Origin of the sequence: Stutzerimonas chloritidismutans AW-1, assembly GCF_000495915.1 — a bacterium.
Classification (GTDB): Bacteria; Pseudomonadota; Gammaproteobacteria; order Pseudomonadales; family Pseudomonadaceae; genus Stutzerimonas; species Stutzerimonas chloritidismutans.
Window position 1 is genome coordinate 76,534 of record NZ_AOFQ01000054.1, and the last position, 25,342, is coordinate 101,875.

The following is a 25,342-nucleotide window of genomic DNA, read 5'->3' on the forward strand; positions in this document are numbered from 1 at the left end:
AACCGCACATTCATGCTTCAACGCTTGTAGCGCCCAAGAAAACCACTGTATAAATACCCAGCCACGCAAAATCGGGAGCCCTTGCCATGCTGGTTCATCTATCGGTCCACAACTACGCCATCGTCGAGCACCTCGACCTCGAGCTGAAACGCGGCATGAGCGTCATCAGCGGAGAAACCGGCGCAGGCAAGTCGATCATGCTCGACGCCCTCGGCCTGACACTGGGCGACCGGGCCGACAGCAGCGTGGTGCGCATCGGCGCCGACAAGGCCGACATTCTTGCCAGCTTCGACCTGGACGATATTCCCGACGCCCGCGCCTGGCTCGCCGAGCGCGACATGGACCATGACGGGCCCTGCATCCTGCGCCGCGTCATCACCGCCGAAGGTCGTTCCCGCGGCTACATCAACGGCACCCCTTGTCCGCAGGGCGACCTCAAGTCGCTGGGCGAGCTGCTTATCGATATCCACAGCCAGCACGAGCATCAATCCCTGCTGAAGACCGACACCCATCGGCGCCTGCTCGATGAGTACAGCGGCAACCAGGAGCTGGCGCGACAGGTCCAGCTGGCCGCCCAGCGCTGGCGGCAGACGCGACAGACCCTGGAACGCCTGAGCAACAGTGGCGACGAACAGCGCGCACGCCACCAATTGCTCAGCTACCAGCTGGAAGAGCTGGAGAACCTGGCGCTGGGCGAGAACGAACTGGAGCAACTCGAGCGCGAACACAAGAACCTGGCCAATGCTGAGCAGTTGCTCGGCGCCTGCCGTCAAGTCATGGAGCTGTGCAGCGAGAGCGATGCCGGCAACGTGCTGTCGGCACTGACCAGCAGCCTGCAGCGTCTGAGCGCCTTCCAGAACCAACCTCAAGCCCTGAGCGAAGCAGTCAATCTGCTGGCAAGCGCGCAGATTCAGGTCGAAGAGGCGATCGGCGAGCTGAACCGCTTCGTCGATCACTTCGACGCCGATCCGGAGCGCCAGCAGATGCTGGAAGAGCGGCTGGATACCATTTACACCCTCGCTCGCAAGCACCGCGTGCAACCGACCGAACTGCCCAACCTGCACCAGCAGCTGCTGGAGGAGCTAGAAGGGCTGAACGCCGACGACGAAGCAGTCGAGCGCCTCGGTGAAGAACTGGCGGCCTACGCTCGGCACTACGAAGAAAAAGCCGGCGAACTCAGCCGCATGCGCCAGGCCGCGGCCGAACAACTGGCCAGCGCTGTCGAGGTAGAGATTCAAAGACTGGGTATGCCAGGCGGCAGATTCAGCGTGCAACTCAAGCCTGCAGCCGAAGGCGAACTGATGCCCTACGGCCTGGAGCAGGTCGAGTTCCTGGTCAGCGCCAACCCGGGCCAGCCCCTGCGCGCCCTGGCCAAGGTCGCATCCGGGGGTGAACTATCACGTATCAGCTTGGCGATTCAGGTGATCACCGCGCAGACATCCCGCGTACCGACGCTGGTGTTCGATGAAGTCGACGTCGGTATCGGCGGCCCCACCGCGGAGATCGTTGGCCAGCTGCTGCGCCGCCTCGGCGAGCGCGGCCAGGTGCTGACCGTCACCCACCTGCCCCAGGTCGCCGCCCAAGGACATCACCACCTGTTCGTGCACAAGGCTCGCGGGGCGGATGAAACCCGCACTGCCGTCGCAGAACTGGATCAGAACGGCCGCGTCGAGGAAATCGCGCGAATGCTCGGCGGCGTCGATCTGACCGAGCAGTCTCTGGCACATGCCCGACAGATGGTCACCTCCGCACAAGCCTGAGCCCGGCAGCCAGGCACAAAAAAGGCGGCCTTGGCCGCCTTTTTCATATGTCTGGATCAGTCTTTCTTGCGCACGTAGAGCACCAGATTGTGATCCACCAGCTCGTAGCCGTGACGCTTGACGATTTCTTTCTGCAACTTCTCGATCTCGGGATCGAAAAACTCGATGACGTCGCCGCTATCGACGCAGACCATGTGGTCGTGATGCCCGCCGTCGGCCAGCTCGAAGACGGCATGACCACCATCGAAGTTGTGCCGAACTACCAGACCGGCCGCCTCGAACTGGGTCAGCACGCGATAGACCGTCGCCAGACCGACATCCTCACCCGCTTCCATCAACGCCTTGTAGACGTCTTCGGCGCTCATGTGGCGGCGATCGGTAGTGTCCAGCATCTGCAGGATCTTGACCCGCGGCAGAGTTACCTTGAGACCAGCTTTACGTAGTTCGCTATTTTCAACCATGGTTGGCTTTCTCACTGCTGCTGTTTCGCAGCCTCCTTCAATACGGGTATGATCCGGGTTCTTTGCCCAGCCAAGATAGTGGAAGTCACCCACCGATGCAAAACACCAAGCTCATGCTGGCCAGCCTCTCCTTCGCAGGTCTGGTCGCACTCGCCGGTTGTTCATTCCCCGGGGTTTACAAGGTCGACATTCAACAGGGCAATGTCGTCACGCAGGACATGATAGACCAGTTGCGCCCCGGAATGACCCGCCAGCAGGTGCGGTTTATCATGGGCAACCCGCTGATCACCGACACCTTCCATGCCAGCCGCTGGGACTACCTGTACAGCATCCAGCCCGGCGGCAGTCCGCGCCAGCAGGAGCGCGTCAGCCTGGTGTTCAACGCCAACGACCAGCTGGCAGGCCTGGCCGGCGACTTCATGCCCGGCGTAAGCCGCGATGAACAGATCCTTGGCCGCGACGCCCAGGCGCCTGACGCGGCTCCTGCCGCCCAGCCAAGTCAGCCTGAAGAGCGCCCTGCGCCTGGCTCGCTGCTGGAGCAGATTCAGCGTGAAGTGGATGAAGCAGAGCCGGTTCCGGTGCCGATTCCCGAACCGCTGGAAACCGAATAAAGAAACGCCCGGCTAGCCCGGGCGTTTTTGTTTCAGCATATTCAAGCGTCTTCGGCCTTGTTCTTTGCTGCCCGTGCGGCGCGCTGTTTGCGCACCTCTTTCGGGTCGGCAATCAGCGGCCGGTAGATCTCCACGCGCTCACCCTCCTCGAGCACGCGCTCATCGGGCTTGGGCACGGCCTTGCCGAAGATACCCAACGGAGCTGCGGCCAGATCGAGCCCCGGGAAGTGCGCATCGATTCCCGAACGCAAGGCCGCCTCGCGCACGGTGGTGCCCGCGGGCACGGTCATCTGCAGCAGCTTCTGCTTGTCGGCCAGGGCATAGACCACTTCGACCGCAATCGATTGCTTATCCATATAGCTGCTTCGCCCGCTCGCAGAAGGCATCGACCAAAGTGTTGGCAGCCTGATTGAACAACGGCCCAAGGGTCGCCTTGACCAGCGGCCCGGCGTAATCAAAGGTCAGATCCAGGCTTATCTTGCAGGCCTTCTCGCCAAGGGCCTTGAATTCCCAGATGCCATGAAGATGGCTGAATGGGCCTTCCTCAAGCGTCATCTCGATACGCTTGCCGAGGTCCAGGGCATTGCGCGTCATGAAACGCTGGCTCAACCCGGCCTTCGCCACCGTCATGCTGGCGTGCATTTCGGTCTCGCTGCTGGAAAGCACCTCAGTCGCTGAACACCAAGGCAGGAACTGCGGGTAGCTGGCTACGTCGTTGACCATGTCGAACAGCGCCTGGGCCGGGTACGGCAGCAGCGCGGAACGTTGAATGTGCGTCGTCATGCGGACCTTCTACGTCGTCGTTTCATTGCGCGCCATCCAAAAGTTGGCGCAGCCAGCCCGCAACCGCGGCTTCCGGGCGACACCCGGGAAGCGGCTCAGCGCAAAGCGGGGCACATTGTCGGGGATTAACGGCTGCCCCTCAAGTTTCTGCCGCCAGCGCTCTTGCAGGCTGTCGCCAGCCGCAGCGGGACTCCCTATAATGCGGCCCCTATGGCCAAACAGAAGAAACAGTCCCCCGGGACCATCGCGCTGAACAAGAAGGCGCTACACGACTACTTCATCGAACAGAAATTCGAGGCAGGCCTCGTCCTGGCCGGCTGGGAAGTGAAGAGCATGCGTGCTGGCAAGGCTCAGCTGGTGGACAGCTACGTCCTGCTAAAGGACGGTGAAGCCTGGTTGATGGGCGCGCACATCACGCCGCTGACCAGTGCCAGCACCCACGTCATCGCCGACCCGACCCGCACCCGCAAGCTGCTGCTGAACAAGCGCGAGCTAGGCAAGCTGTTCGGTGCCGTGCAGCAGAAGGGCTACGCCTGCGTGGCGCTTTCGCTGTACTGGAAGAAGCACATGATCAAGTGCGAGATCGCCCTCGGCAAAGGCAAGAAGGAATACGACAAGCGCCACACCGAGAAGGAACGCGATTCCGATCGGGAGATCCAGCGCGCGATGCGCACCAAGGGCAAGGACGACTGAGCCGCGCCCGTCGCATGGCCCGATAAGCCCACGCGGCAATACCCGAGCCGGCAGCCAGTGCCGGCTCAGTTCTCAACCTTCCTACTGCATCCGTTCACCCTGCCGACGCTGCGCGCGCGCCAGCCGCTGGGCTTCCTGCTGACCTTCAGCCAGCACTTCCTGCACGTAATTGATATGGCGATGGATGACCTCCCGCGCCTCGGTCGCTCGCCTGGCCATGATCGCCTCGTACAACTCGCGATGCTGGCTCATCAGCATGTCCCGCGTTTCGTCACGCAGGGCGTACATGCCGCCGATATTGGTCACCACGTTGCGCTTGAGCAGGTCGAACAGGCCACGAATGGTATGCAGCAGCACCGCGTTGTGGCTGGCTTCGGCAATAGCGAGATGGAACTGGGCATCGGCTGCACCCTCTTCCGCCCGGGAGACTTTACCTTCCCGGGCGTAGCAGTCCTGCAATGCGGCAAAGGCTTCGGTGAGCCGCTTCCGATCCACCTCGGTCGCACGCAGCGCTGCGTAGTAGGCGCAGCTGCCCTCGAGCGTGTGGCGAAACTCCAATAAGTCGCGCTGCGCATCGCTGTTGTTTTCCAGCAGATGCAGCAACGGATCACTGAACGTCGAGCCCAGCGCCTCGGCGACGAACGTACCTCCGCCATGCCGGCTGACCAGCAGCCCCTTGGCGGCGAGCTTCTGAATCGCTTCGCGCAGCGAAGGCCGCGAAACACCAAAGCTTTCAGCCAGGGCGCGCTCCGCGGGCAGACGCTCACCCGCCTTGAGCGTGCCCTCAAGAATCATGGTTTCCAGCTGCGCGACGATATCGTCCGCTAGCCGCCGCTGCCGCACCATCCCCACGTCCATAGCCACCCCGAATGGTCATACCAATCCGAAAATGCTAGCCATGACCGCGCATCTGCACAAGGCCGGCTGTTGCGACCAAAGTCTATAGCTAGCTAATTGACGCACCTATACGCAGCTCTTACGCTGGCCATTCACTTCTGTTAATTGGTATTACCAATTTACAAAGTGGTCTAAAAATAAGAGGACTCAGCATGAGATCTGCGCACAAAAACTACTCCACGGTCCGCTCAGGGCCCCATCTGAACCGAACCGCAGGGGAAGCCTGACATGTCCAACGGACTGCTCGCACTATTCGCCTTCACACCCATTCTGCTCGCAGCAATCATGCTGATCGGCCTGCGCTGGCCAGCCAGCCGCGCCATGCCGTTGGTCTTCCTGTTCACCGCAGCCATCGGGCTGTTCGTCTGGGACATGAGCGTCAACCGCATCATCGCCTCGACGCTGCAAGGTCTGGTGATCACCCTGGGCCTGCTGTGGATCATCTTCGGCGCAATCCTGCTGCTGAACACCCTCAAGCATTCCGGCGGCATCACCGCCATTCGTGCCGGTTTCACCACCATCAGCCCTGACCGCCGCATCCAGGCCATCATCATCGCCTGGCTGTTCGGTTGCTTCATCGAGGGCGCTTCCGGCTTTGGCACTCCGGCCGCCATCGCCGCACCGCTGCTGGTTGCGGTCGGCTTCCCGGCAATGGCTGCAGTCCTGCTCGGCATGCTGGTGCAAAGCACGCCGGTGTCTTTCGGCGCGGTCGGTACGCCGATCGTCGTAGGCATCAACAGCGGCCTGGATACCGCCACCATCGGCGCGCAACTGGTTGCGCAGGGGTCCAGCTGGAACGCCTACCTGCAGCAGATCACCAGCAGTGTGGCGATCACCCACGCCATCGTCGGCACAGTAATGCCGCTGGTCATGGTGCTGATGCTGACGCGCTTCTTCGGCAAGGAGAAAAGCTGGAAAGCCGGCTTCGAAGTGTTGCCGTTCGCGATCTTCGCCGGCCTGGCGTTCACCCTGCCCTACGCTGCCACCGGCATCTTCCTCGGCCCCGAATTCCCGTCGCTGCTCGGCGGCCTGGTGGGCCTGGCGATCGTTACCACCGCTGCCCGCTTCAAGTTCCTGACGCCGAAGACCACCTGGGACTTCGCGGACGCCAAGGAATGGCCGGCCGAGTGGCTGGGCACAATCGAAATGAAGCTGGACGAGATGGCTGCCCGCCCGATGAGCGCCTTCCGTGCCTGGCTGCCCTACGTGCTGGTCGGCGCGATTCTGGTGATCAGCCGGGTGTTCCCGCAGGTCACAGCTGCACTGAAATCGGTATCCATCGCTTTTGCCAACATCCTTGGCGAAACAGGCATCAATGCCGGCATCGAGCCGTTGTACCTGCCGGGCGGCATCCTCGTCATGGTGGTGTTGATTACCTTTTTCCTGCATGGCATGCGCGTTTCCGAGCTCAAGGCGGCAGTGAAGGAATCCAGCGGCGTGCTGCTCAGCGCCGGCTTCGTACTGCTGTTCACCGTGCCGATGGTGCGCATCCTGATCAACTCGGGCGTCAACGGTGCCGAACTGGCCAGCATGCCGATCGTCATGGCGCGCTACGTCGCCGATAGCGTTGGCAGCATCTACCCGCTGCTGGCGCCGTCGGTGGGCGCTCTGGGTGCATTCCTCGCTGGCTCCAACACCGTCAGCAACATGATGTTCAGCCAGTTCCAGTTTGGCGTTGCACAGTCGCTCGGAATTTCCGGCGCGATGGTAGTTGCCACCCAGGCTGTTGGCGCTGCGGCGGGCAACATGGTTGCGATCCACAACGTGGTGGCGGCATCCGCTACCGTCGGCCTGCTCGGTCGCGAAGGCTCCACGCTGCGCAAGACCATATGGCCTACGCTGTACTACGTGCTGTTCACGGGGGTGATCGGCCTGATCGCCATCTACGTGCTAGGCGTGACCGACCCACTGGTCGGAGTGTAAGAAACAGGAACCGTGCCCCCATCTGGGGGCACGGTTGCATTCCAGAAACCGCACCTGACAGGGCCATTGAAAAACGTAAGCGAGACCGGCAAGACGAGGCAAAGCAGCCGAAGAAAGGACTGGGCTCGCATACGAGTTCAGGTTCCTAAATGAGTATTCTGAGGCTGCTTTAACGACGTATTGCCAAACGCAGATAGTTTTTCAAAAGCCTGTTTGCGGATAACCGGGCTAACCCGGAGACCAAGCCGATGAGCGAACTCTTCTACGATGCTGCGCCGAACGCTACCCGCGTCGCGCCGCCGCTGCCAAAGCCGCGCGAATACCCCGCCAAGCCGAGCCAGGTTTATCTGTTCGGTACCTGCGTGGTCGACCTGTTCTATCCCGAGGCTGGCCTGGATGCCATCCGCCTGCTCGAGCGCGAAGGATTGACCGTGCACTTCCCGCAGGGTCAGACCTGCTGCGGCCAGCCGGCCTACACCAGCGGCTACACCGACGAGGCACGCAACGTCGCACGGGCGCAACTGGATCTGTTCGCCAACGACTGGCCCGTGGTCGTCCCGTCCGGTTCCTGCGCCGGGATGCTGCGCCACCATTATCTGGACCTGTTCAAGGACGAGCCGGCCACGCTGAAGAAGGCGCAAGCGCTGGCCGAGCGCACCTTCGAGCTGGCCGAGTTCCTGCTCAACGTCTGCAAGGTCGAATTCAAGGACGCCGGCATGCCGACCAAGGTTGCCCTGCATACCTCCTGCTCGGCCCGCCGCGAGATGAACACCCACCTGCACGGCCGCGCCCTGCTTGCACAGCTGGGCCAGGTCGAGCGCGTCGAGCATGATCACGAAAGCGAATGCTGCGGCTTCGGCGGTACCTTCAGCGTACGCATGCCCGACATCTCCGGGGCCATGGTGCTGGACAAGACCCGCGCACTGAAGGAATCCGGCGCGCATCAGGTGATCAGCGCCGACTGTGGCTGCCTGATGAACATCAACGGTTCGCTGGAGAAACAGCGTGAAGCCCTGCGCGGTCAGCATCTGGCGACCTTCCTCTGGCAACGCACCGGAGGTGCCCGATGAACGCCGAACAGCGTATCCCCGCGATACAGATCGAGAACGCCGGTGACCCGGATTTCCGCGCCCGCGCGCGCAAATCCCTGAAGGACGACCAGCTACGGCGCAACTTCCGTACCGCCATGGACTCGCTGATGACCAAGCGTGCCGTGGCCTTCAGCGATGCCGACGAACGCGAGCGGCTGCGCGAGATGGGCAACCGCATCCGCGCCCGCGCACTGTCCAAGCTGCCCGAACTGCTCGAGCGGCTGGAAACCAACCTGACCCGCAATGGTGTGAAAGTGCACTGGGCGGAGACGGTTGAAGAGGCGAACAACATCGTCCTCGAGATCGCCCGCGCCCACGAGGCGAAGCAGGTGATCAAGGGCAAATCGATGGTCAGCGAAGAGATGGAGATGAACCATTTCCTCGAAGGCCATGGCATCGAATGCCTGGAATCGGACATGGGCGAGTACATCGTCCAGCTCGACCACGAAAAGCCTTCCCATATCATCATGCCGGCAATCCACAAGAACGCCGGCCAGGTCGCGTCCCTGTTCCACGAGAAACTCGGCGTGGAGTACACCAAGGACGTCGACCAACTCATTCAGATCGGCCGCCGCACGCTGCGCCAGAAGTTCTTCGAGGCCGATATCGGCGTCTCCGGCGTGAACTTCGCGGTGGCTGAAACCGGCACCCTGCTGCTCGTGGAGAACGAGGGCAACGGGCGCATGTCCACCGGTGTGCCGCCGGTACATATCGCCGTCACCGGGATCGAGAAGGTCGTGGAGAATCTGCGCGACGTGGTCCCGCTGCTCTCGCTGCTGACTCGCTCGGCGTTGGGCCAGCCGATCACCACCTACGTCAACATGATCTCCAGCCCGCGCAAGGCCGATGAGCTCGACGGCCCGCAAGAAGTGCACCTGATCCTGCTGGACAACGGCCGCAGCCAGGCCTTCGCCGACAGTGAGCTGCGCCAGACGCTGAACTGCATCCGCTGCGGCGCCTGCATGAACCATTGCCCGGTGTACACCCGCGTCGGCGGCCATACCTACGGCGAGGTCTACCCCGGTCCGATCGGCAAGATCATCACGCCGCACATGGTCGGTCTGGACAAAGTGCCGGATCACCCCAGCGCCTCGTCGCTGTGCGGCGCCTGCGGCGAGGTCTGCCCGGTGAAGATCCCGATTCCGTCCATCCTGCGGCGCCTGCGTGAGGAGAACGTCAAGGCACCGGACGATCCGCACAAGGTCATGCGCGGCCAGGGCAGCAAATACTCGAAGAAAGAACGACTGATGTGGGCCGGCTGGCGCCTGCTCAACACCAGCCCGACGCTGTACCGCGTATTCGGCTTCTTCGCCACTCGCCTGCGCGGCCTGACGCCATCGAACATCGGCCCCTGGACGCAGAACCACAGCGCACCGAAACCTGCCGCCCGCTCGCTGCACGAGCTGGCCCGCGAGCACCTGGAGGGCAAGCGATGAGCGCCAAGGCCAATATCCTCGCCAAGCTGAAAAAGAGCCTGGAAGGCACCACGCCTATCGTCGATGACTACGACGTATCGCTGGTCACCCAGCCCTGGAGCTACGCGCCCGAGCAGCGCATCGCCCGTCTGCGTCAGCTGATGGAAGCGGTGCACACCGAGATTCACCTGACCACGGACGCCGATTGGCCCGCCCTGCTCGAACAGCTGCTGCACGACCGCCAGCTGCCGAGCCTGCTGATCGCCCCGACCACGCCGTACGGCCAGCGCTTCACCGCGCATTGCGCCGGCCGTGAGGGCCTGCCGACGCTGAAGGCCTACGACCGCCCGGTCGAGGACTGGAAGGACGAGCTGTTCAACGACACCCCGGCGAGCCTCACCGGCACACTCGGCGCCATCGCCTCCACCGGCAGTCTGATCATGTGGCCGACCCGCGAGGAGCCGCGCCTGATGAGCCTGGTGCCACCGGTGCACTTCGCCATCCTCAAGGCCAGCGAAATCCACGACAACTTCTACGAGATCCAGCAGAAGTTTCAGTGGGCTGCCGGCATGCCGACCAATGCGCTGCTGGTCTCCGGCCCGTCGAAAACCGCCGACATCGAGCAGGTGCTGGCCTACGGCGCCCACGGGCCGAAGGATCTGATCCTGCTGATCCTGGAGGACGCATGAACGCGGCCGCCCAGCTTGAACGTGCGCCTTTGCCAGCCGCGTTCCTCCGCGAAGTCGAACGTCTGATCCCGGTCGAGCGGCGCTTCGACGACCCGCTCTCCACCCTCGCCTTCGGTACCGACGCAAGCTTCTACCGGCTGATTCCCAAACTGGTGGTGCGCGTCGAATCCGAAGCCGAGGTGATCGCGCTGCTCAAGCTGGCCCATGCGGAGAACGTCCCGGTGACCTTCCGCGCCGCCGGCACCAGCCTGTCCGGCCAGGCGATCAGCGACTCGGTGCTGATCGTCCTCGGCGACAACTGGAACGGCCGCGAGATTCGCAACGGCGGCGAGCAGATCCGCCTGCAGCCCGGCGTAATCGGTGCCAACGCCAACGCCGTGCTCGCGCCATTTCAGCGCAAGATCGGCCCTGATCCGGCCTCGATCAACGCCGCCAAGATCGGCGGCATCGTCGCCAACAACTCCAGCGGCATGTGCTGCGGCACGGCGCAGAACACCTACAAAACCCTCGCCGGCCTGCGCGTCGTGCTGGCCGACGGCACCGTGGTCGACAGCGAGGATGCCTCCAGCGTTGCCGCCTTCCGCCAGAGCCATGCGGCGCTACTCGAACAGCTGGCCGAGCTGGGCCGCGAAACCCGCGCCAACACCGAACTGGCCGCGAAGATCCGCCACAAGTACCGACTGAAGAACACTACCGGTTTCTCGCTCAATGCGCTGGTCGACTACGACGAGCCGCTGGATATCCTCAGCCACCTGATGGTCGGTTCCGAAGGCACGCTGGGCTTTATCAGCGCGGTGACCTACGACACCGTGCCGGATCACCCGCACAAAGCCAGCGCGCTGGTGGTGTTCCCTGACGTGGAAACCTGCTGCCTGGCCGTGCCGGTGCTCAAGCAGCAGCCGGTGTCGGCCGTAGAGCTGCTGGACCGCCGCAGTCTGCGCTCGGTCGAACACAAGGCCGGCATGCCCGAGTGGGTGAAGGAACTGTCGCCGACCGCCTGCGCACTCTTGATCGAATCGCGCGCCGCCAGCCAGTCGCTGCTGCACGAGCAGATCAACCTGATCATGACCTCCATCGCGCATTTCCCGGTGGAAAAGCAGGTCGACTTCAGCGAAGACCCGGTGGTCTACAACCAGCTTTGGAAGATCCGCAAGGACACCTTCCCGGCAGTCGGCGCCGTGCGCCAGACCGGCACCACGGTGATCATCGAAGATGTCACCTTCCCCGTCGAGCGCCTGGCCGAGGGTGTAAACCGGCTGATCGAACTGCTCGACAAGCACCGCTACGACGAGGCGATCCTCTTCGGCCACGCGCTGGAGGGCAACCTGCACTTCGTCTTCACCCAGGGTTTCGATGATCCGGCGCAGGTCGCCCGTTACGAAGCCTTCATGGGCGAAGTGGCGCAGCTGGTCGCCGTCGAATTCGGCGGTGCGCTCAAGGCCGAGCACGGCACCGGACGCAACATGGCGCCCTTCGTCGAGCTGGAATGGGGCAGCGAAGCTTACGCGCTGATGTGGAAGATCAAGCGCCTGCTCGACCCCACCGGCATCCTCAATCCGGACGTGGTGCTCTCCGAAGACCCGGACATCCACCTGAAGAACCTCAAGCCGATGCCGGCCGCCGACGAGATCGTCGACAAGTGCATCGAGTGCGGTTTCTGTGAGCCGGTCTGCCCGTCCAACGGACTGACCCTCACTCCACGCCAGCGCATCGTCATCTGGCGCGACATCCAAGCCCGTAAGCGCGCCGGCGTCGACACCACGGAAATCGAGCGGCTCTACCACTACCACGGCGTGGAAACCTGCGCCGCCACCGGCCTCTGTGCCCAGCGATGCCCGGTCGGCATCAACACTGGCGACCTGGTACGCAAGCTGCGCGGACGTGAAGCGAGCAAAACCGGCGCCGCCAACTGGCTGGCCGACCATTTCAGCACCGCCGTACAGGGCACCCGTTTCATGCTGCATGCCGCCAACGGCGCGCACATCATCCTCGGCACCAAGCGCCTGGCCAAGCTGTCCGCAACCATGACCAACGCCAGCAAGGGTCGCATCCCGCAATGGACACCGGCGATGCCGCAACCCCTGCAGCGCCTGCACCTGCCCCAGCCTACCGTTCAGGACGAGCGCCCGCGGGTGGTCTATCTGGCCGCCTGCGTCTCCCGCGCCATGGCGCCCGCTGCCCGCGATCAGGAACAGGAGCCGCTGCTCGACAAGACCCGCAGCCTGCTGGAAAAGGCCGGCTACCAGGTGATTTTCCCCGAGCAGCTGAACGACCTGTGCTGCGGCCAACCGTTCGCTTCCAAGGGTTACGCTGAACAGGGCGAACGCAAGCGTCAGGAGATGCTCGACGCGCTGCTCAAGGCCAGCCGCGGCGGGCTTGATCCGATCTACTGCGACACCAGTCCCTGCACGCTGCGCCTGGTCCAGGGCCTGACCGATCAACGCCTCGACATGTACGACCCGGTGCGCTTCATCCGCACACACCTGCTCGACAAGTTGGACTTCGTCCCGCAGGAAAAGGCGATCGCCGTGCACGTTACCTGCAGCACCCAGCACCTTGGGGAAGCACAGGCACTGATCGATATCGCTCGTCGCTGCGCCAGGGAAGTCGTGGTGCCCGAAGGCATCCACTGCTGCGGCTTCGCCGGTGACAAGGGCTTCACCACGCCAGAACTGAACGGCCACGCTCTACGCAGCCTGAAAGACGCCGTGCAGATCTGCGAGGAAGGCATTTCCACCAGCCGCACCTGCGAGATCGGCCTGTCGCGTCATGGCGAGATCGACTACCACGGCCTGGTCTACCTGGTGGACCGCGTAACGCGGAGCAAAACAACCACGCAGCCGCTCTAGAAAAGGCACTACGGCCCCGCTCAGCGAAGCGCGGCCGTTTCGTTTGTGGCGTTTCGATGAACGCTCACGCGCAATCGCAGTCGGAATTTTAGAGCCCCTGACGGGTTCGATTCGACTCGGCGCCGCCGTTTCAGTTGGTATCTGGCAGGCCCGGGAAGTCCATAAGACTGGAGGACCCACAATGAAAGTTCATGCACTGCTCGCATCCGCGGTACTGCTCGCCAGCCCGGCCGTCTTCGCCCAAGACGACCTGTGCCAGCTCAACCTGCAGGAAATCGACGACAACATGGCCACCAACACCACCTTGGGTGAGCCGGCCAAGAGCCAGGTCGACGAGTACGTCAAACAGGCCCGCCAAGCCCAGCAATCGGGCGACACCGAAGCCTGCATCGCGCACTCCACCAAGGCACTGCAAGAGCTGAAAGGCCCAGGCAGCACCGGTAGCGGCGGCACCAGCGGCTCCGGTTCCGGCGCCGGCAACTAAGCCAGGCCGGCGGGATCGTGCGAGCGATCCTGCCGCAGCCGAGCTGTACATTTTGTAACCAGCATGGCTACAAACTGATCGACAGCGCAGAGAGATCGCCGTACACTCGCGCCCAGCACCACAAGCGTCACCAGGGGCCGATTAGGATTCGACGCCGGTAACAAAACTTGAGGGGCATGCCGAGTTGGTAACAGAACTCGTAAATAAACTGTTGCAAACTTATAGTTGCCAACGACGACAACTACGAAGGGTACGCGCTAGCCGCCTAACCTTCATCTGGTAGCTTCGGCTCCAGCGGTCACTAGGGGATGTCTGTAAACCCGAAATGACTGTCAGACAGAACAGGATCGCCGCCAAGTTCGCTGTAGACGTAACGGCTAAAACTCATACAGCTCGCTCCAAGCACCCTGCCAATCGGGCGGCGCGGAGTTAACTCAGTAGATCTGGCTAAGCATGTAGAACCGATAGCGGAGAGCTGGCGGACGGGGGTTCAAATCCCCCCGGCTCCACCATTTAGTCTTCCCAGGAAGACCCAGAAAAGCCGTAAAGCCTAGAGAAATCAAAGCTTTACGGCTTTTTTCTTGCCCGCGTTTTCCCACCTAATCCCAGGGCATCCCACGGTTGACGGGGGCACATATGGGGGCATAAAACGCTCATCAGCTCGCTCGGAGAGGATGTGCCCCCAATGCCCCTGAAAGACACCAACTGCCGTAACGCCAAGCCCCAGGACAAGCCATACCGCCTGTACGACGAACAAGGTTTGTACCTTGAAGTGCAGCCCAACGGAGGCCGTTACTGGCGCTTGAAGTACCGCTTTCTGGGAAAGGAAAAGCGCTTGGCGCTTGGTGTTTATCCTGAGGTTGGCCTACAGGAGGCCCGGCGCAAGCGTGATGACGCTCGTGTTCAGCTTGCCGGCGGCCAAGACCCTTCGCTGCAAAGGCGTATGGCCAAGGTGGTCAGCCAGCTTGATCACCAGCACACGTTTGAGTCGGTTGCCACGCAGTGGCTGAGTATTCGCGAGTCATCCTGGGATCCGGAATACACCCGCACGGTGCGGCAGCGCCTTGAGCTCAATGCCTATCCCTGGCTGGGAAAACTCCCGATCAGCAGCATCAGCACGCCCATGCTGGTCGAAAACCTGCAGCGCATCATCAAGCGCGGCGCTCGCGAGACGGCGCGTCGTGTTGCCCAGATTTACAAACAGATCTTCGAGTTCGCCGAAGCTGCCGGCATCACCCCACCCAACCAGATCGGGAATCTCTCGCGTACTCTCCCAGCCAAGCGGGTGAAACACTTTGCTGCCGTGACCGACCCTGAAAAGCTCGGCGCCCTGCTTAAAGCACTGGACAGCTACAGCGGAACGATGCCTGTTTGTTGTGCGTTAAAACTGGCTCCGTTGCTGTTCTGCCGCCCCGGAGACCTTCGACACATGGAATGGTCGGAGGTCAATCTGGATGCTGGCGAATGGCTGATTCCCGGCCACAAGATGAAAGGGCTCACTGTCACCAAACAGGATCGCCCGGATCATTTGGTTCCCCTAAGCCAGCAAGCAATCGCTGTTCTGCGCGAGCTGAAACCACTCACCGGCAGACATCGGTACGCCTTCCCCTCGGCACGAGGAGGCGACCGGCCGATGTCCAACAATGCCGTACTTAGTGCGTTACGCCGCATGGACATCAGCGGCGACGAGATGACGGGGCATGGCTTTCGTGCGACCGCGAGAACCATAGGTGCTGAGGTACTGGGGTTTCGCCCAGACCTCCTGGAGCATCAGCTTGCTCACACGGTAAAAAATCCGCTGGGACGTGCATACGACCGAACCTCATTTCTGCCAGAGCGGCGCGACATGATGCAGACATGGGCCGACTATTTGGACTCGATAAAAACTGAATGCGCGCTCATGTCATCAGCCGGCCCCTTCAAGCCAGTACAAGCACCATCGCTTCGCATCAATACGGGCTGAATTGCTAAACTGCGCGGATTTGGCGTCTGCAATGCGCCACGCGTAGTTCAAAAGGAATTCCCGCCGATGTCAGCCTTATCAGCCTTGCTCAATACCTACCGTAGCGCTTCTGTCACCGAACGCGAAAAAGGTACTTACTTCGAAGAGCTGGTTTGCACTTACCTGCGCAACGAAGCCACCTACCGCGACCTGTACGACAAGGTATGGACATATGCGGAATGGGCGAAGGAGCAAAGCCTCAGCGGCAAAGATGCGGGTATTGATTTAGTGGCTCGCACCCAGGGCACCGGCCAATACCACGCTATCCAGTGCAAGCTGTATGCCGAGGACTACAAAGTCCAGAAGAAGGACATCGACAGTTTCTTCACTGCCTCGGGCAAAACGCCGTTCTCGCACCGCGTCATCGTTACTACCACTAACAACTGGAGCGAGCACGCCGAGGATGCGCTACAAGGCCAGCAGCCTCCAGTTAGCAAGATCGACTTACAAGCGTTGGAAGACAGCCAAATTGACTGGGCCAAGTATCAACCCAATCAGGCAGTCGCCCTCAAAACCAAGAAGCAGCTACGCGATCACCAACAGACCGCCCTGAACGCCGTTGCCGCAGGCCTCAAGGAGGCCGAGCGTGGCAAGCTGATCATGGCTTGCGGCACCGGCAAGACCTTCACCAGCCTGAAAATTGCCGAGCAGCAGGCCGGCAAGGGCAAGCGTGTACTGTTCCTGGTGCCCAGCCTGTCACTGCTATCGCAAACCCTTACCGAATGGACGCAGGAAAGCGCCACCCCGCTCCACAGCTTTGCCGTCTGCTCCGACAGTGACGTAGGCAAGAAGCGTAAAGCAGAGGATGACGCGGTTCAGGTATTCACCCATGAACTGCGATACCCGGCCACTACCAAGGCAGATCGTCTCGCGGCGGAAATGCTCAAGCGTCACGATGCCGAGCACATGAGCGTGGTGTTCTCCACCTATCACTCCATCGATGTGATCAGCCGCGCCCAAGCTGATCATGGTCTAGCCGCTTTCGATCTGGTGATCTGCGACGAAGCACACCGCACCACGGGCGCCACCTTTGGCGACGATGACGAAAGCAACTTTGTGCGCGTTCATGATGCCGACTACATCCGCGCCACCAAGCGTCTGTACATGACCGCCACGCCGCGCATCTATGGCGACAACGCCAAGCTCAAGGCTGAGTCCGGCGAAGTCACACTGTGCTCGATGGATGATGAGGCGCTGTACGGCAAAGAGCTGTTCGTCATCAACTTCTCCGAGGCCGTTCAGCGCGGCCTGCTGACTGACTACAAGGTGCTGGTACTCACCGTCGAGGAGAGCACCATCAGCCGCCGCCTTCAGGAGATGCTGAAGGACGAGAACAACCAGCTCAAGGTAGACGACGCCGCCAAGATAGTCGGTTGCTGGAAGGCGCTGGCCAAGCAGGGACTGGCCGAAAACCTGGTGGGTGATGATCAGCCCATGAAGCGCGCTGTCGCTTTCTGCCAAGTCATCTCGCCCAACTACAAGGGCACCAAGCACAAGGTCAGTTCTGTCAACATCGCCAGCATGTTCCAATCGGTGGTGGAGGCTTATCAGGAGTCAGAAAACATCGATGAAGCCTCACGCATCATATGCGAAGCCGCACACGTCGATGGCGGCATGAATGCCAGCGCCAAGGAAGCCAAACTCAACTGGCTCAAGGAAGAACCGCCAGCCAACACCTGCCGCATCCTCAGCAACGTGCGCTGCCTGTCTGAAGGTGTGGACGTACCGGCGCTTGACGCCGTGCTCTTCCTCACGCCGCGTAATTCCCAAGTCGACGTGGTGCAATCCGTTGGCAGGGTAATGCGCAACGCACCGGGCAAGAAGCGTGGCTATGTGGTGCTGCCGGTGGTCATTCCTGCCGGAATGGAGCCCCACGAAGCGCTCAACGACAACCAGACCTATAAGGTGGTCTGGCAGGTGCTTCAGGCACTACGCTCGCATGACGACAGTTTCGACGCCATGGTCAACAAGCTCGACCTGATCGGCTCTGACCCGCGCAAGATGGAAGTCATCGCCATCACCGACAAGGCCGAGAAAAAGGCCAGGAAAGCTAGCGGCACGAGCAACGGCCAGGCAGGCAAAGGCCAGTACGGCATTGGTGAGAAACACGCTAAGTACGATGTCGAAGGCCAGATGACCCAGCAAGCCGAGCTGGCCTATGAGGTGGGGGAAATCGAGAAGGCCATCTACGCCAAGATCGTCGACAAGTGCGGCAACCGCCACCACTGGGAAGACTGGGCCAACGATATCGCCAAGATCGCCCGCACCCACATCGACCGCATCCAGGGCATTTTGGAGAACCCTGAATACACCCAGGAGAGAGCGACTTTCGAGGCCTTCGCCGCTGAGCTACGCGATGATCTCAACGACAGCATCAGCGATGGCGAGATCGTCGAAATGCTCGCCCAGCACCTGGTAACCAAGCCAGTGTTCGATGCACTGTTCGATGAATACAGCTTTGCCAGCCACAACCCCATGTCCAAGGCCATGCAAGGCGTGCTGGACGCGCTACATGAGCACCACCTGGCCAAGGAAGCCGATACCCTGGAGAAGTTCTACGCCAGCGTGCGTCAGCGTGCTGCCGGCATCGACAACGCCCAGGGTAAGCAGAAGATCATCGTTGAGCTGTACGACAAGTTCTTCCGCAACGCCTTCCCCAAAATGACCGAGCGCTTGGGCATCGTTTACACCCCAGTCGAAGTGGTGGACTTCATCCTCCACAGCGTCAACCACCTGCTGCAACAGGAGTTCGGCCAAACCCTGGGCAGCAAGGGCGTCCACATCATCGACCCGTTCACTGGCACCGGCACCTTCATCACCCGCCTGATCCAGTCTGGCCTTATCAAGCCGGAAGAGTTGCCGCACAAATACCGGCACGAGATCCACGCTAACGAGCTGGTACTACTGGCCTACTACATCGCCGCCATCAATATCGAAGCGGCCTACCATGGCGAAGTAATCGACGAGTACGCCCCGTTTGAAGGCATCTGCCTAACCGATACCTTCCAAATGTATGAGAAGGACGACCTCGTAGACGCACTGCTGGAGGACAACAGCGCCCGGCGTAAGCGGCAGAAGGATTTGGATATACGCGTGATTGTGGGCAATCCGCCTTATTCAGTCGGCCAAGGTGACGCCAACGCCAACAACGCTAACGTCCCTTATCCAAGCTTGGATGAGCGCATTCGAACAACCTATGCCGCTCGTTCAGACGCGAACAACAAAAACGCACTCTATGACAGCTATATCCGCTCCATTCGCTGGGCCAGTGACCGTATTGGCGATGCCGGCATCATCGGTTTCGTTACCAACGCAGGCTTCGTAGAAGCCAATACTGCAGATGGCCTACGCAAGTGCCTGGTGGATGAGTTCTCCAGCCTCTATGTGTTCCACCTACGTGGTAACCAGCGGACCAGTGGCGAAACCTCACGTAAGGAAGGCGGGAAGATTTTTGGTAGTGGCAGCCGTGCCCCAATTGCCATCTCGCTACTGGTCAAGAACCCCGAAGCGGTAACCCACGGCCAGATCTATTTCCACGATATTGGCGACTATCTAAGCCGCGAAGAAAAGCTGGAGAAGATCGTCAGCTATGCCAGTGTGGCCGGCATCCCGGATTGGCAGCAAGTAGTTCCTGATGAGCACGGTGACTGGTTGAAGCAACGCGATAACAGCTTCGGCCAGTTCATCGTATTAGGTGACAAGGACGACAAGAACGCGTTGGCGATGTTCGCTAACTACTCCAGCGGTGTGAAATCCCAACGGGATGCTTGGGCCTATAACGCTGGAAAATCCAAGCTGGGTGCCAACATGAGCAGCATGATTGGCTTCTATAATAACGAGGTATCGCGTTTCAACGCTGCGCATCCAAAGCTGGATACTAAGGCCAGGCAGGAGCAGGTCGATGACTTCATTGATACTGACCCGACGCGTATTAGTTGGACACGTGCATTGAAGCAAGACTTGGGCAAGAACCGTAGCTATAGCTTTGACCCTGATTGCATAGTGCGTAGCCTTTATCGCCCTTTCACCAAACAGTGGCTTTACTTCAATCGCCGTTTCAATGAAATGGTCTACCAAATGCCTCGCATTTTCCCGCACGCAAAAGCTGAGAACTTGCTGATCATGGTTAAGCAGCGTCCTGCTGAAGGTAGTCAGCTTGCTCTGATGGTAAATTGCCCACCTGAATTGCAGAGTGACGGCGGCACACAATGCTTCCCCCTCTACCTTTACGACGAAGCCGCCCAGGCCTCAAAAGACGACCTCTTTGCCGAACCAGTAGAAAGTGGCCTGCGCCGCCGCGACGCCATCACCGACGCTGGTCTTGCTCACTTCAGCAACGCTTATCCAGGCGAGCAAATCAGCAAGAAAGACCTGTTCTACTACGTTTACGGCATTCTGCATTCGCCAGACTACCGCGCGCGCTACGCCGACAACCTGAGCAAGGAACTGCCACGCATTCCGGCCGTGAAGAAAGCCACCGACTTCTGGGCGTTCAGTAAGGCTGGGCGCGCTTTGGCCGACCTTCACCTGAACTACGAAACCGTCGAGCCATACCCTCTGACTATCGAGGCCAAAGGCACACTCTCCGCCGCTGACTACCGAGTGGAGAAGATGAAGTTCGTCAAGAAGGGCGACAAAACCACTGTCATCTATAACCACCGCATCACCCTCAAGGGCGTTCCTGAAGCGGCCTGGGATTACGTGGTCAACGGAAAAGCAGCCCTGGACTGGGTGATGGAGCGCCAGGCCGTGCGCCCAGACAAAGCCAGCGGCATCGTCAACGACGCCAACGACTGGGCTGTGGAAACCATGGGTAACCCCAGGTACCCGCTTGAACTGTTCCAGCGAGTGGTCACCGTCAGCCTGGAGACCCAGAAAATCGTCAAGGCGCTGCCCAAACTCGATATCGGCACAGAGGACTAGTTGAGCCCGATAGAACGCTGAGCATTCAGTCAACTACTGCCTTGGTTGGGCCACCCTTTCCCAACCAAGGCAGAGCATCTGCTGATTGCCAGCCCGGCACTCTCATGTTAAAAAGTGTCCGTCCCAAGCGGTCTCTATCGATCCGCAACGGTCCGCCACGTCGCTCCGGTAACGACGTTAAAAACTTTCGCCTCGTTCGCATCCGCTGAACGGGCCGCATCAACTTCCATCGGTTGATCTGTGCATCCGGCCTGAACGGCTTCATTCCGTTCGGCCCCTAGAAGCCTCACGGCCTAGAATTTCTGTAGCCCACAACGACCTCCGACGCTACCGAACATTAATCTCGGAAACGCGCATATTCCTATGCGTGTGGCAAATGCCCGTGCTCGCTATATAGCCAGCCGATATCCGTCTTTTACCCTTTTTAGCAGTAGTGCCGGAGGACGCTGCCTCACGCTTCAGGACCTAGGACTCAAACCTATGGCAATGCACGTTAGCAACTCTGACGACGTCGGCGACGATGACAAAATTCTTCGTTTGCGCGATGTCGAGGCAATCGTCGGCCTAAAACGCTCAACGATCTATCGCAAAATATCGGAAGGCCTTTTCCCGCGACAGCGCCTTTTGTGCGGCTCCAGCGTCGGTTGGCGTAACAGCGAAGTCCAAGCTTGGATTCGGCAAAGGGAGGCGCTGTAATGCAGCGCCGAACACCTCAACAGCCAGGCTGGATGGTAGAACTCACAGCAGCGGTCGATATTCCAGCGGAAAAAATCCAGTGGATTTGGCCAGGCTGGCTGCCAAAGGCAAAGTTATCCATTCTTGCCGGCGCAGGTGGATGCGGCAAAACCACGCTGGCAATATCGCTGGCCGCCACGCTCAGCAGAGGTGGTGACTGGCCAGACGGCAGCAAATGTGAGGCAGCAGGCAACATCGTAATCTGGAGCGGCGAGGATGGTATCGCTGACACGATCATTCCCCGCCTTACGGCTGCAGATGCAGACCTAACCCGCGTGCACATTATCGAGGGGCTCAGAGATCAACGTGGGAACAGACGACAGTTTGATCCTGCAGCCAACTTTTCCCTTTTGGATGAAGCGGCCGCAAGGATTGACGGCGTTTCATTGCTGATTTTCGACCCACTGATCAATCTCATTCGTGGGGATATGCACCGGGCAAACGAAGTTCGGCAGGGGCTACAAATGGTAGTGGATTTCGCAGAGCAGCATTGTTGCGCTGTCCTCGGCATATCTCACCTGAGCAAAGGTACATCCCAGTCCTCCGTAGCTGATCGCGTAATCGGCAGCCAGGCATTCTCAGCACTTGCTCGCACGGTACTGGTGGCTGGGAAAGCTCAAAATTCCGAAGCGCGAGTGCTTGTCCGACCGAAATCCAACGTCTCGATTGATAGTGGGGGGATAGAGTACTTCGTTGAGCCCATAGTGATAAACGAGCAGTTGGAAACAACCTGCATCCGGTGGGGAGAGGCCGTCGAAGGTAGTGCTGAAACTATTTTGGCGGATATCGAGCGAGCGGACGGCGAAAGACCAGTATCAGCTACTCAGGAGGCGTGCAGCTTTCTTGAGGAGACGTTGCAAGCTGGGCCTGTTGCAATCAATGCATTGATGGCTTTAGCTGAAGAACGTTGCATTTCTTCGGCGTCACTTCGCAGAGCCCAGAAACAGCTAGGTATACGTTCACACAAAGCAGGTATGCAGGGCGGATGGGCATGGGAGCTTCCCACCGCTCCCTGAAGGCGCTCAACGCACGTCGAAGGTGCTCAATACTTGTGTTGAGCACCTTCGTTTTTATTGAACGCCTTCGACTCGCGAGAGAGTCTGTATGCCTGACTCTGCAGATAAAATCCCGGCACGCCGGTCGCATAGGTCAACCACGACTACTTCCCAATGAAATAGAGATTGCCGTTCTTGTTGTAAATCGCGGCAGGTCGGAAGTCCTTAGGCCAATTCCGTCCAGGATAGTATGCATACATCCATTCGGGCAGGTGACGAGCAATACCCGCCAGCGCATCCATGCCGTCCTTATCAGCTCTGCTAGCGTCAGCAAATAGTTCGCCTGAGGGATCTGTCAGGAAAATCGGGCCGTAGGCTTTCTCTGACGAAATGAATGCTGGCGCAGCGCTCACCGGAGCGTCGAACGGCGCGGGGTTCCCAGCAGCCAAATCTGCAAGCCTGTCGTATTTCTTGCCTGATCCGTCAGCATACTTAGCCGGCTCATGACGCAACTTTGAGATTTTTCCACCGAAGTATTTCTCTCTCGCATCCAGCCAGGCCGACCTGACCAACGCAGATGCCTCCTTTGGGTTAGACGCCAGCTCCTCAGGCACCCACGCAGCAACCTGGTAGTGATAGACAGGACCAGCACTGCCACCACCCAGCAAGAACAACCCGACGCCAAGAGAGGCTGCTCCTGCGCTGCTAAATCCTGTGGGTGGGGATACGTACCCCAAACCTGCCGTCGCTAGACTTCCAGAGCCCCCCGACCGCAGCGCGCTCAAGTTATCTACTTCACTCCCGACCATTTCCCTTGGAATATCGCGCTGACCATCGATGCGCATGGCTTCCAGAACCAGCATGGCATCGGACCATTTCTCACGAGGAACCTCTTTAGGTTCTGGCAACGTGATCTTCGGGGTGCTGGAGCAACCAACCAGCGCAGCCAGTAGCAAGGTACCAACGCATCCCTTCACAGAAAAAAGCACCGACATGAAAACTCCCTATTTATTCAGTGGTAGCCCGGCACACGTAGTACGCCGGGGGCATCCTTCATTTGCCTGCCAGGTCATAGCGCCCAAAATTATCTGGGCAACTTCAGCGGAAAATACCACCACCACTTAAACGACCGCAGATGATTTCGGCGAACCGACGTAGCGGTAAAGCGTTGTTCGAGAAACGCCATACCGTCGAGCCACATCGGTTACCTGTATCTCAGGATCTCTGAGAAGAGCTCGTATCTCACGTACCTGACGATCATCCAGCACAGGCTTGCGCCCACCTTTTCTTCCACGGGCACGAGCCGCAGCCAGTCCTGCACGGGTTCGCTCTCGAATGAGGTTGCGCTCGAACTCAGCCAGGGCAGCGAATACATGAAATATCAGCTTGCCGGCAGCGCTGGTGGTTTCAATTCGTTCGGTTATGGACTCGAAGGCCACCGTCTCCTGCTCTAAGCGACTGACGACCCCAACCAGATCAGGCAGAGAGCGCCCGAGACGATCCAGTCGCCACACGACCAAAGTGTCCCCGCTGCGCAAAGCCTTGAGGCAATGCCCCAGCTCCGGCCTGTCCGCTGACTTGCCGCTCATTGTCTCTTCGTAAACTACGGAGCACCCAGCCAAGGCAAGTGCATCTCGCTGCAGGTCGAGATTCTGATCATCAGTCGAAACTCGGGCGTACCCAATCCGCTTTCCCATACGTTTTTCTCACTCTGATTTCGGTATGAGAAAAGTGACAGGAAAGCGGGAAATCCCAAGCCCAGAATGTCACTTTCAGAAGGCGACAGCACGAAATATCAAAAGTCGACCGCACGGTCTTTTCTGACGTTGGAGTCGCCTCAGAAAACGGAAAATAAAGCACGCTAAGGCGTAGTTCCCTCGGGCTACACCGCGTCCGCACTGCGCGGTTCTTTCTTCCCTTGCAGTGACGCAATCAGCGGGCAGGAAACGTTCCCCTTCCGCGCATGGCAGGCGCACACCAAATCAGACAGCACGGCCTCCATGCGCGCCAGGTCAGCCATCCTCTCGCGCACGTCCTTGAGCTTGTGCTCGGCCAGGCTGCTGGCTTCCTCGCAATGGGTGCCATCCTCCAGCCGCAGCAGCTCGGCGATCTCATCCAGGCTGAAGCCCAACCGCTGGGCTGATTTCACGAAGCGCACCCGCGTTACATCCGTCTCGCCATAGCGGCGAATGCTGCCGTAAGGCTTGTCCGGTTCCGGGAGCAAGCCCTTGCGCTGATAGAACCGGATGGTCTCCACATTGACCCCGGCCGTCCTGGCGAAAACGCCAATGGTCAGGTTCTCCAAATTGTTTTCCATATCGCTTGACTCCGTACATAACTACGGAAGTAAGCTTAAGCTATCCAATTCAGATTCGAAAGGACAAACGTATGTCTGAACCTCAAAACGGGCGCGGCGCGCTCTTCACTGGCGGGCTGGCCGCCATCCTCGCCTCGGCTTGCTGCCTCGGGCCGCTGGTTCTGATCGCCTTGGGGTTCAGCGGCGCTTGGATCGGCAACTTGACGGTGTTGGAACCCTATCGCCCCATCTTTATCGGCGTGGCGCTGGTGGCGTTGTTCTTCGCCTGGCGGCGCATCTACCGGCCGTCAGCCGCCTGCAAACCGGGTGAGGTTTGCGCGATTCCCCAAGTGCGAGCTACTTACAAGCTCATTTTCTGGGGCGTGGCCGTGCTGGTTTTGGTCGCGCTCGGATTTCCCTACGTCGTGCCATTTTTCTATTGATCACAGGAGTTCACCATGAAAAAGCTGCTTTCCGCCCTTGCCCTCGCTGCCGTTGTTGCCCCCGTGTGGGCCGCCACCCAGACCGTTACGCTGTCCGTACCGGGCATGACCTGCTCGGCCTGTCCGATCACTGTCAAGAAGGCGATTTCCAAGGTCGATGGCGTCAGTAAAGTTGACGTGACCTTCGAGACGCGCGAAGCGGTGGTCACCTTCGATGATGCCAAGACCAGCGTGCAGAAACTGACCAAGGCTACCGAGGATGCGGGCTACCCATCATCAGTCAAGAACTGAT

General features: G+C 60.0%; 22 protein-coding genes and 1 other RNA gene. 16 read left to right on the plus strand and 7 right to left on the minus strand.

The annotated features are described in order from the left end of the window. Positions 1-86 precede the first annotated feature (86 nt). Positions 87-1,760: a DNA repair protein RecN gene (gene recN / locus F753_RS41735; protein WP_023446172.1), complete on the plus strand. Its 1,674-nt coding sequence runs from the start codon at positions 87-89 to the stop codon at positions 1,758-1,760. Positions 1,761-1,816: 56 nt separating this feature from the next. Here recN and fur read toward each other — a convergent pair whose 3' ends face one another. Further along, a complete protein-coding gene (gene fur, locus F753_RS41740; protein ID WP_003280866.1) occupies positions 1,817-2,221 on the minus strand; it encodes a ferric iron uptake transcriptional regulator in 405 nt (134 codons plus the stop codon). Between the two features lie 95 nt (positions 2,222-2,316). On the opposite strand from fur, the gene F753_RS41745 reads away from it, so the two are divergent. After that, complete coding sequence (locus F753_RS41745) at positions 2,317-2,832, plus strand: outer membrane protein assembly factor BamE (RefSeq protein WP_023446173.1); 516 nt, start codon at positions 2,317-2,319, stop codon at positions 2,830-2,832. Between the two features lie 41 nt (positions 2,833-2,873). On the opposite strand, the gene F753_RS41750 is transcribed toward F753_RS41745, so the two are convergent. Continuing rightward, a complete protein-coding gene (locus F753_RS41750) occupies positions 2,874-3,188 on the minus strand; it encodes an RnfH family protein (protein WP_023446174.1) in 315 nt (104 codons plus the stop codon). Further along, the gene (locus F753_RS41755) at positions 3,181-3,615 is read right to left on the minus strand and encodes a type II toxin-antitoxin system RatA family toxin (RefSeq protein WP_023446175.1); all 435 of its coding nucleotides are present in this window, start codon (positions 3,613-3,615) and stop codon (positions 3,181-3,183) included. Before F753_RS41755 ends, F753_RS41750 begins: the two co-directional genes overlap by 8 nt. A 210-nt stretch (positions 3,616-3,825) precedes the next feature. On the opposite strand from F753_RS41755, the gene smpB reads away from it, so the two are divergent. Next, entirely contained in the window at positions 3,826-4,308 is a 483-nt protein-coding gene (smpB, locus tag F753_RS41760) for an SsrA-binding protein SmpB (protein ID WP_003299438.1), read from the plus strand. Between the two features lie 81 nt (positions 4,309-4,389). On the opposite strand, the gene F753_RS41765 is transcribed toward smpB, so the two are convergent. After that, positions 4,390-5,166, minus strand: coding sequence for a GntR family transcriptional regulator (locus F753_RS41765; RefSeq protein ID WP_031298082.1), 777 nt, complete (start codon positions 5,164-5,166; stop codon positions 4,390-4,392). A gap of 267 nt (positions 5,167-5,433) precedes the next feature. Here F753_RS41765 and F753_RS41770 point away from each other — a divergent pair, with 267 nt between their 5' ends. The 11 genes from F753_RS41770 to F753_RS41815 all read left to right on the plus strand — a co-directional run bounded on the left by F753_RS41770 (position 5,434) and on the right by F753_RS41815 (position 22,332). After that, positions 5,434-7,128, plus strand: a complete 1,695-nt coding sequence (locus F753_RS41770; protein ID WP_023446177.1) for an L-lactate permease — start codon at positions 5,434-5,436, stop codon at positions 7,126-7,128. A 248-nt stretch (positions 7,129-7,376) separates the two neighbouring features. Then, entirely contained in the window at positions 7,377-8,198 is an 822-nt protein-coding gene (locus tag F753_RS41775; RefSeq protein ID WP_023446178.1) for a (Fe-S)-binding protein, read from the plus strand. Further along, positions 8,195-9,655, plus strand: coding sequence for a LutB/LldF family L-lactate oxidation iron-sulfur protein (locus F753_RS41780; protein WP_023446179.1), 1,461 nt, complete (start codon positions 8,195-8,197; stop codon positions 9,653-9,655). Before F753_RS41775 ends, F753_RS41780 begins: the two co-directional genes overlap by 4 nt. Continuing rightward, entirely contained in the window at positions 9,652-10,323 is a 672-nt protein-coding gene (locus F753_RS41785) for a LutC/YkgG family protein (protein ID WP_023446180.1), read from the plus strand. The genes F753_RS41780 and F753_RS41785 overlap by 4 nt, the downstream gene beginning before the upstream one ends. Then, a complete protein-coding gene (locus F753_RS41790; protein WP_023446181.1) occupies positions 10,320-13,172 on the plus strand; it encodes an FAD-binding and (Fe-S)-binding domain-containing protein in 2,853 nt (950 codons plus the stop codon). The genes F753_RS41785 and F753_RS41790 overlap by 4 nt, the downstream gene beginning before the upstream one ends. A 181-nt stretch (positions 13,173-13,353) precedes the next feature. After that, positions 13,354-13,656 carry a hypothetical protein gene (locus F753_RS41795; RefSeq protein ID WP_023446182.1) on the plus strand — a complete coding sequence of 101 codons (303 nt, stop codon included), beginning with the start codon at positions 13,354-13,356 and terminating at the stop codon, positions 13,654-13,656. Positions 13,657-13,789: 133 nt separating this feature from the next. Further along, positions 13,790-14,168, plus strand: a transfer-messenger RNA (tmRNA) gene (ssrA, locus tag F753_RS49200). 173 nt (positions 14,169-14,341) lie between these two features. After that, complete coding sequence (locus tag F753_RS41800; RefSeq protein WP_051375893.1) at positions 14,342-15,619, plus strand: tyrosine-type recombinase/integrase; 1,278 nt, start codon at positions 14,342-14,344, stop codon at positions 15,617-15,619. A 66-nt stretch (positions 15,620-15,685) separates the two neighbouring features. Next, positions 15,686-20,581, plus strand: coding sequence for a DEAD/DEAH box helicase (locus tag F753_RS41805; RefSeq protein WP_023446184.1), 4,896 nt, complete (start codon positions 15,686-15,688; stop codon positions 20,579-20,581). Positions 20,582-21,067: 486 nt separating this feature from the next. Further along, complete coding sequence (locus F753_RS41810) at positions 21,068-21,277, plus strand: helix-turn-helix transcriptional regulator (RefSeq protein WP_237141280.1); 210 nt, start codon at positions 21,068-21,070, stop codon at positions 21,275-21,277. Further along, entirely contained in the window at positions 21,277-22,332 is a 1,056-nt protein-coding gene (locus F753_RS41815) for an AAA family ATPase (RefSeq protein WP_023446186.1), read from the plus strand. The genes F753_RS41810 and F753_RS41815 overlap by 1 nt, the downstream gene beginning before the upstream one ends. 143 nt (positions 22,333-22,475) lie before the next feature. Here F753_RS41815 and F753_RS41820 read toward each other — a convergent pair whose 3' ends face one another. The 3 genes from F753_RS41820 to merR form a co-directional block, all read right to left on the minus strand. Then, entirely contained in the window at positions 22,476-23,306 is an 831-nt protein-coding gene (locus tag F753_RS41820) for a hypothetical protein (protein ID WP_023446187.1), read from the minus strand. A 126-nt stretch (positions 23,307-23,432) separates the two neighbouring features. Next, positions 23,433-24,008 carry a recombinase family protein gene (locus tag F753_RS49205; protein WP_023446188.1) on the minus strand — a complete coding sequence of 192 codons (576 nt, stop codon included), beginning with the start codon at positions 24,006-24,008 and terminating at the stop codon, positions 23,433-23,435. A gap of 185 nt (positions 24,009-24,193) precedes the next feature. After that, positions 24,194-24,628, minus strand: coding sequence for a mercury resistance transcriptional regulator MerR (merR, locus tag F753_RS41825; protein WP_000429838.1), 435 nt, complete (start codon positions 24,626-24,628; stop codon positions 24,194-24,196). Between the two features lie 71 nt (positions 24,629-24,699). Here merR and merT point away from each other — a divergent pair, with 71 nt between their 5' ends. Further along, entirely contained in the window at positions 24,700-25,050 is a 351-nt protein-coding gene (merT, locus tag F753_RS41830) for a mercuric ion transporter MerT (protein WP_001294667.1), read from the plus strand. 15 nt (positions 25,051-25,065) lie between these two features. Next, complete coding sequence (gene merP, locus F753_RS41835) at positions 25,066-25,341, plus strand: mercury resistance system periplasmic binding protein MerP (protein WP_000735441.1); 276 nt, start codon at positions 25,066-25,068, stop codon at positions 25,339-25,341. Position 25,342: the final 1 nt, after the last annotated feature.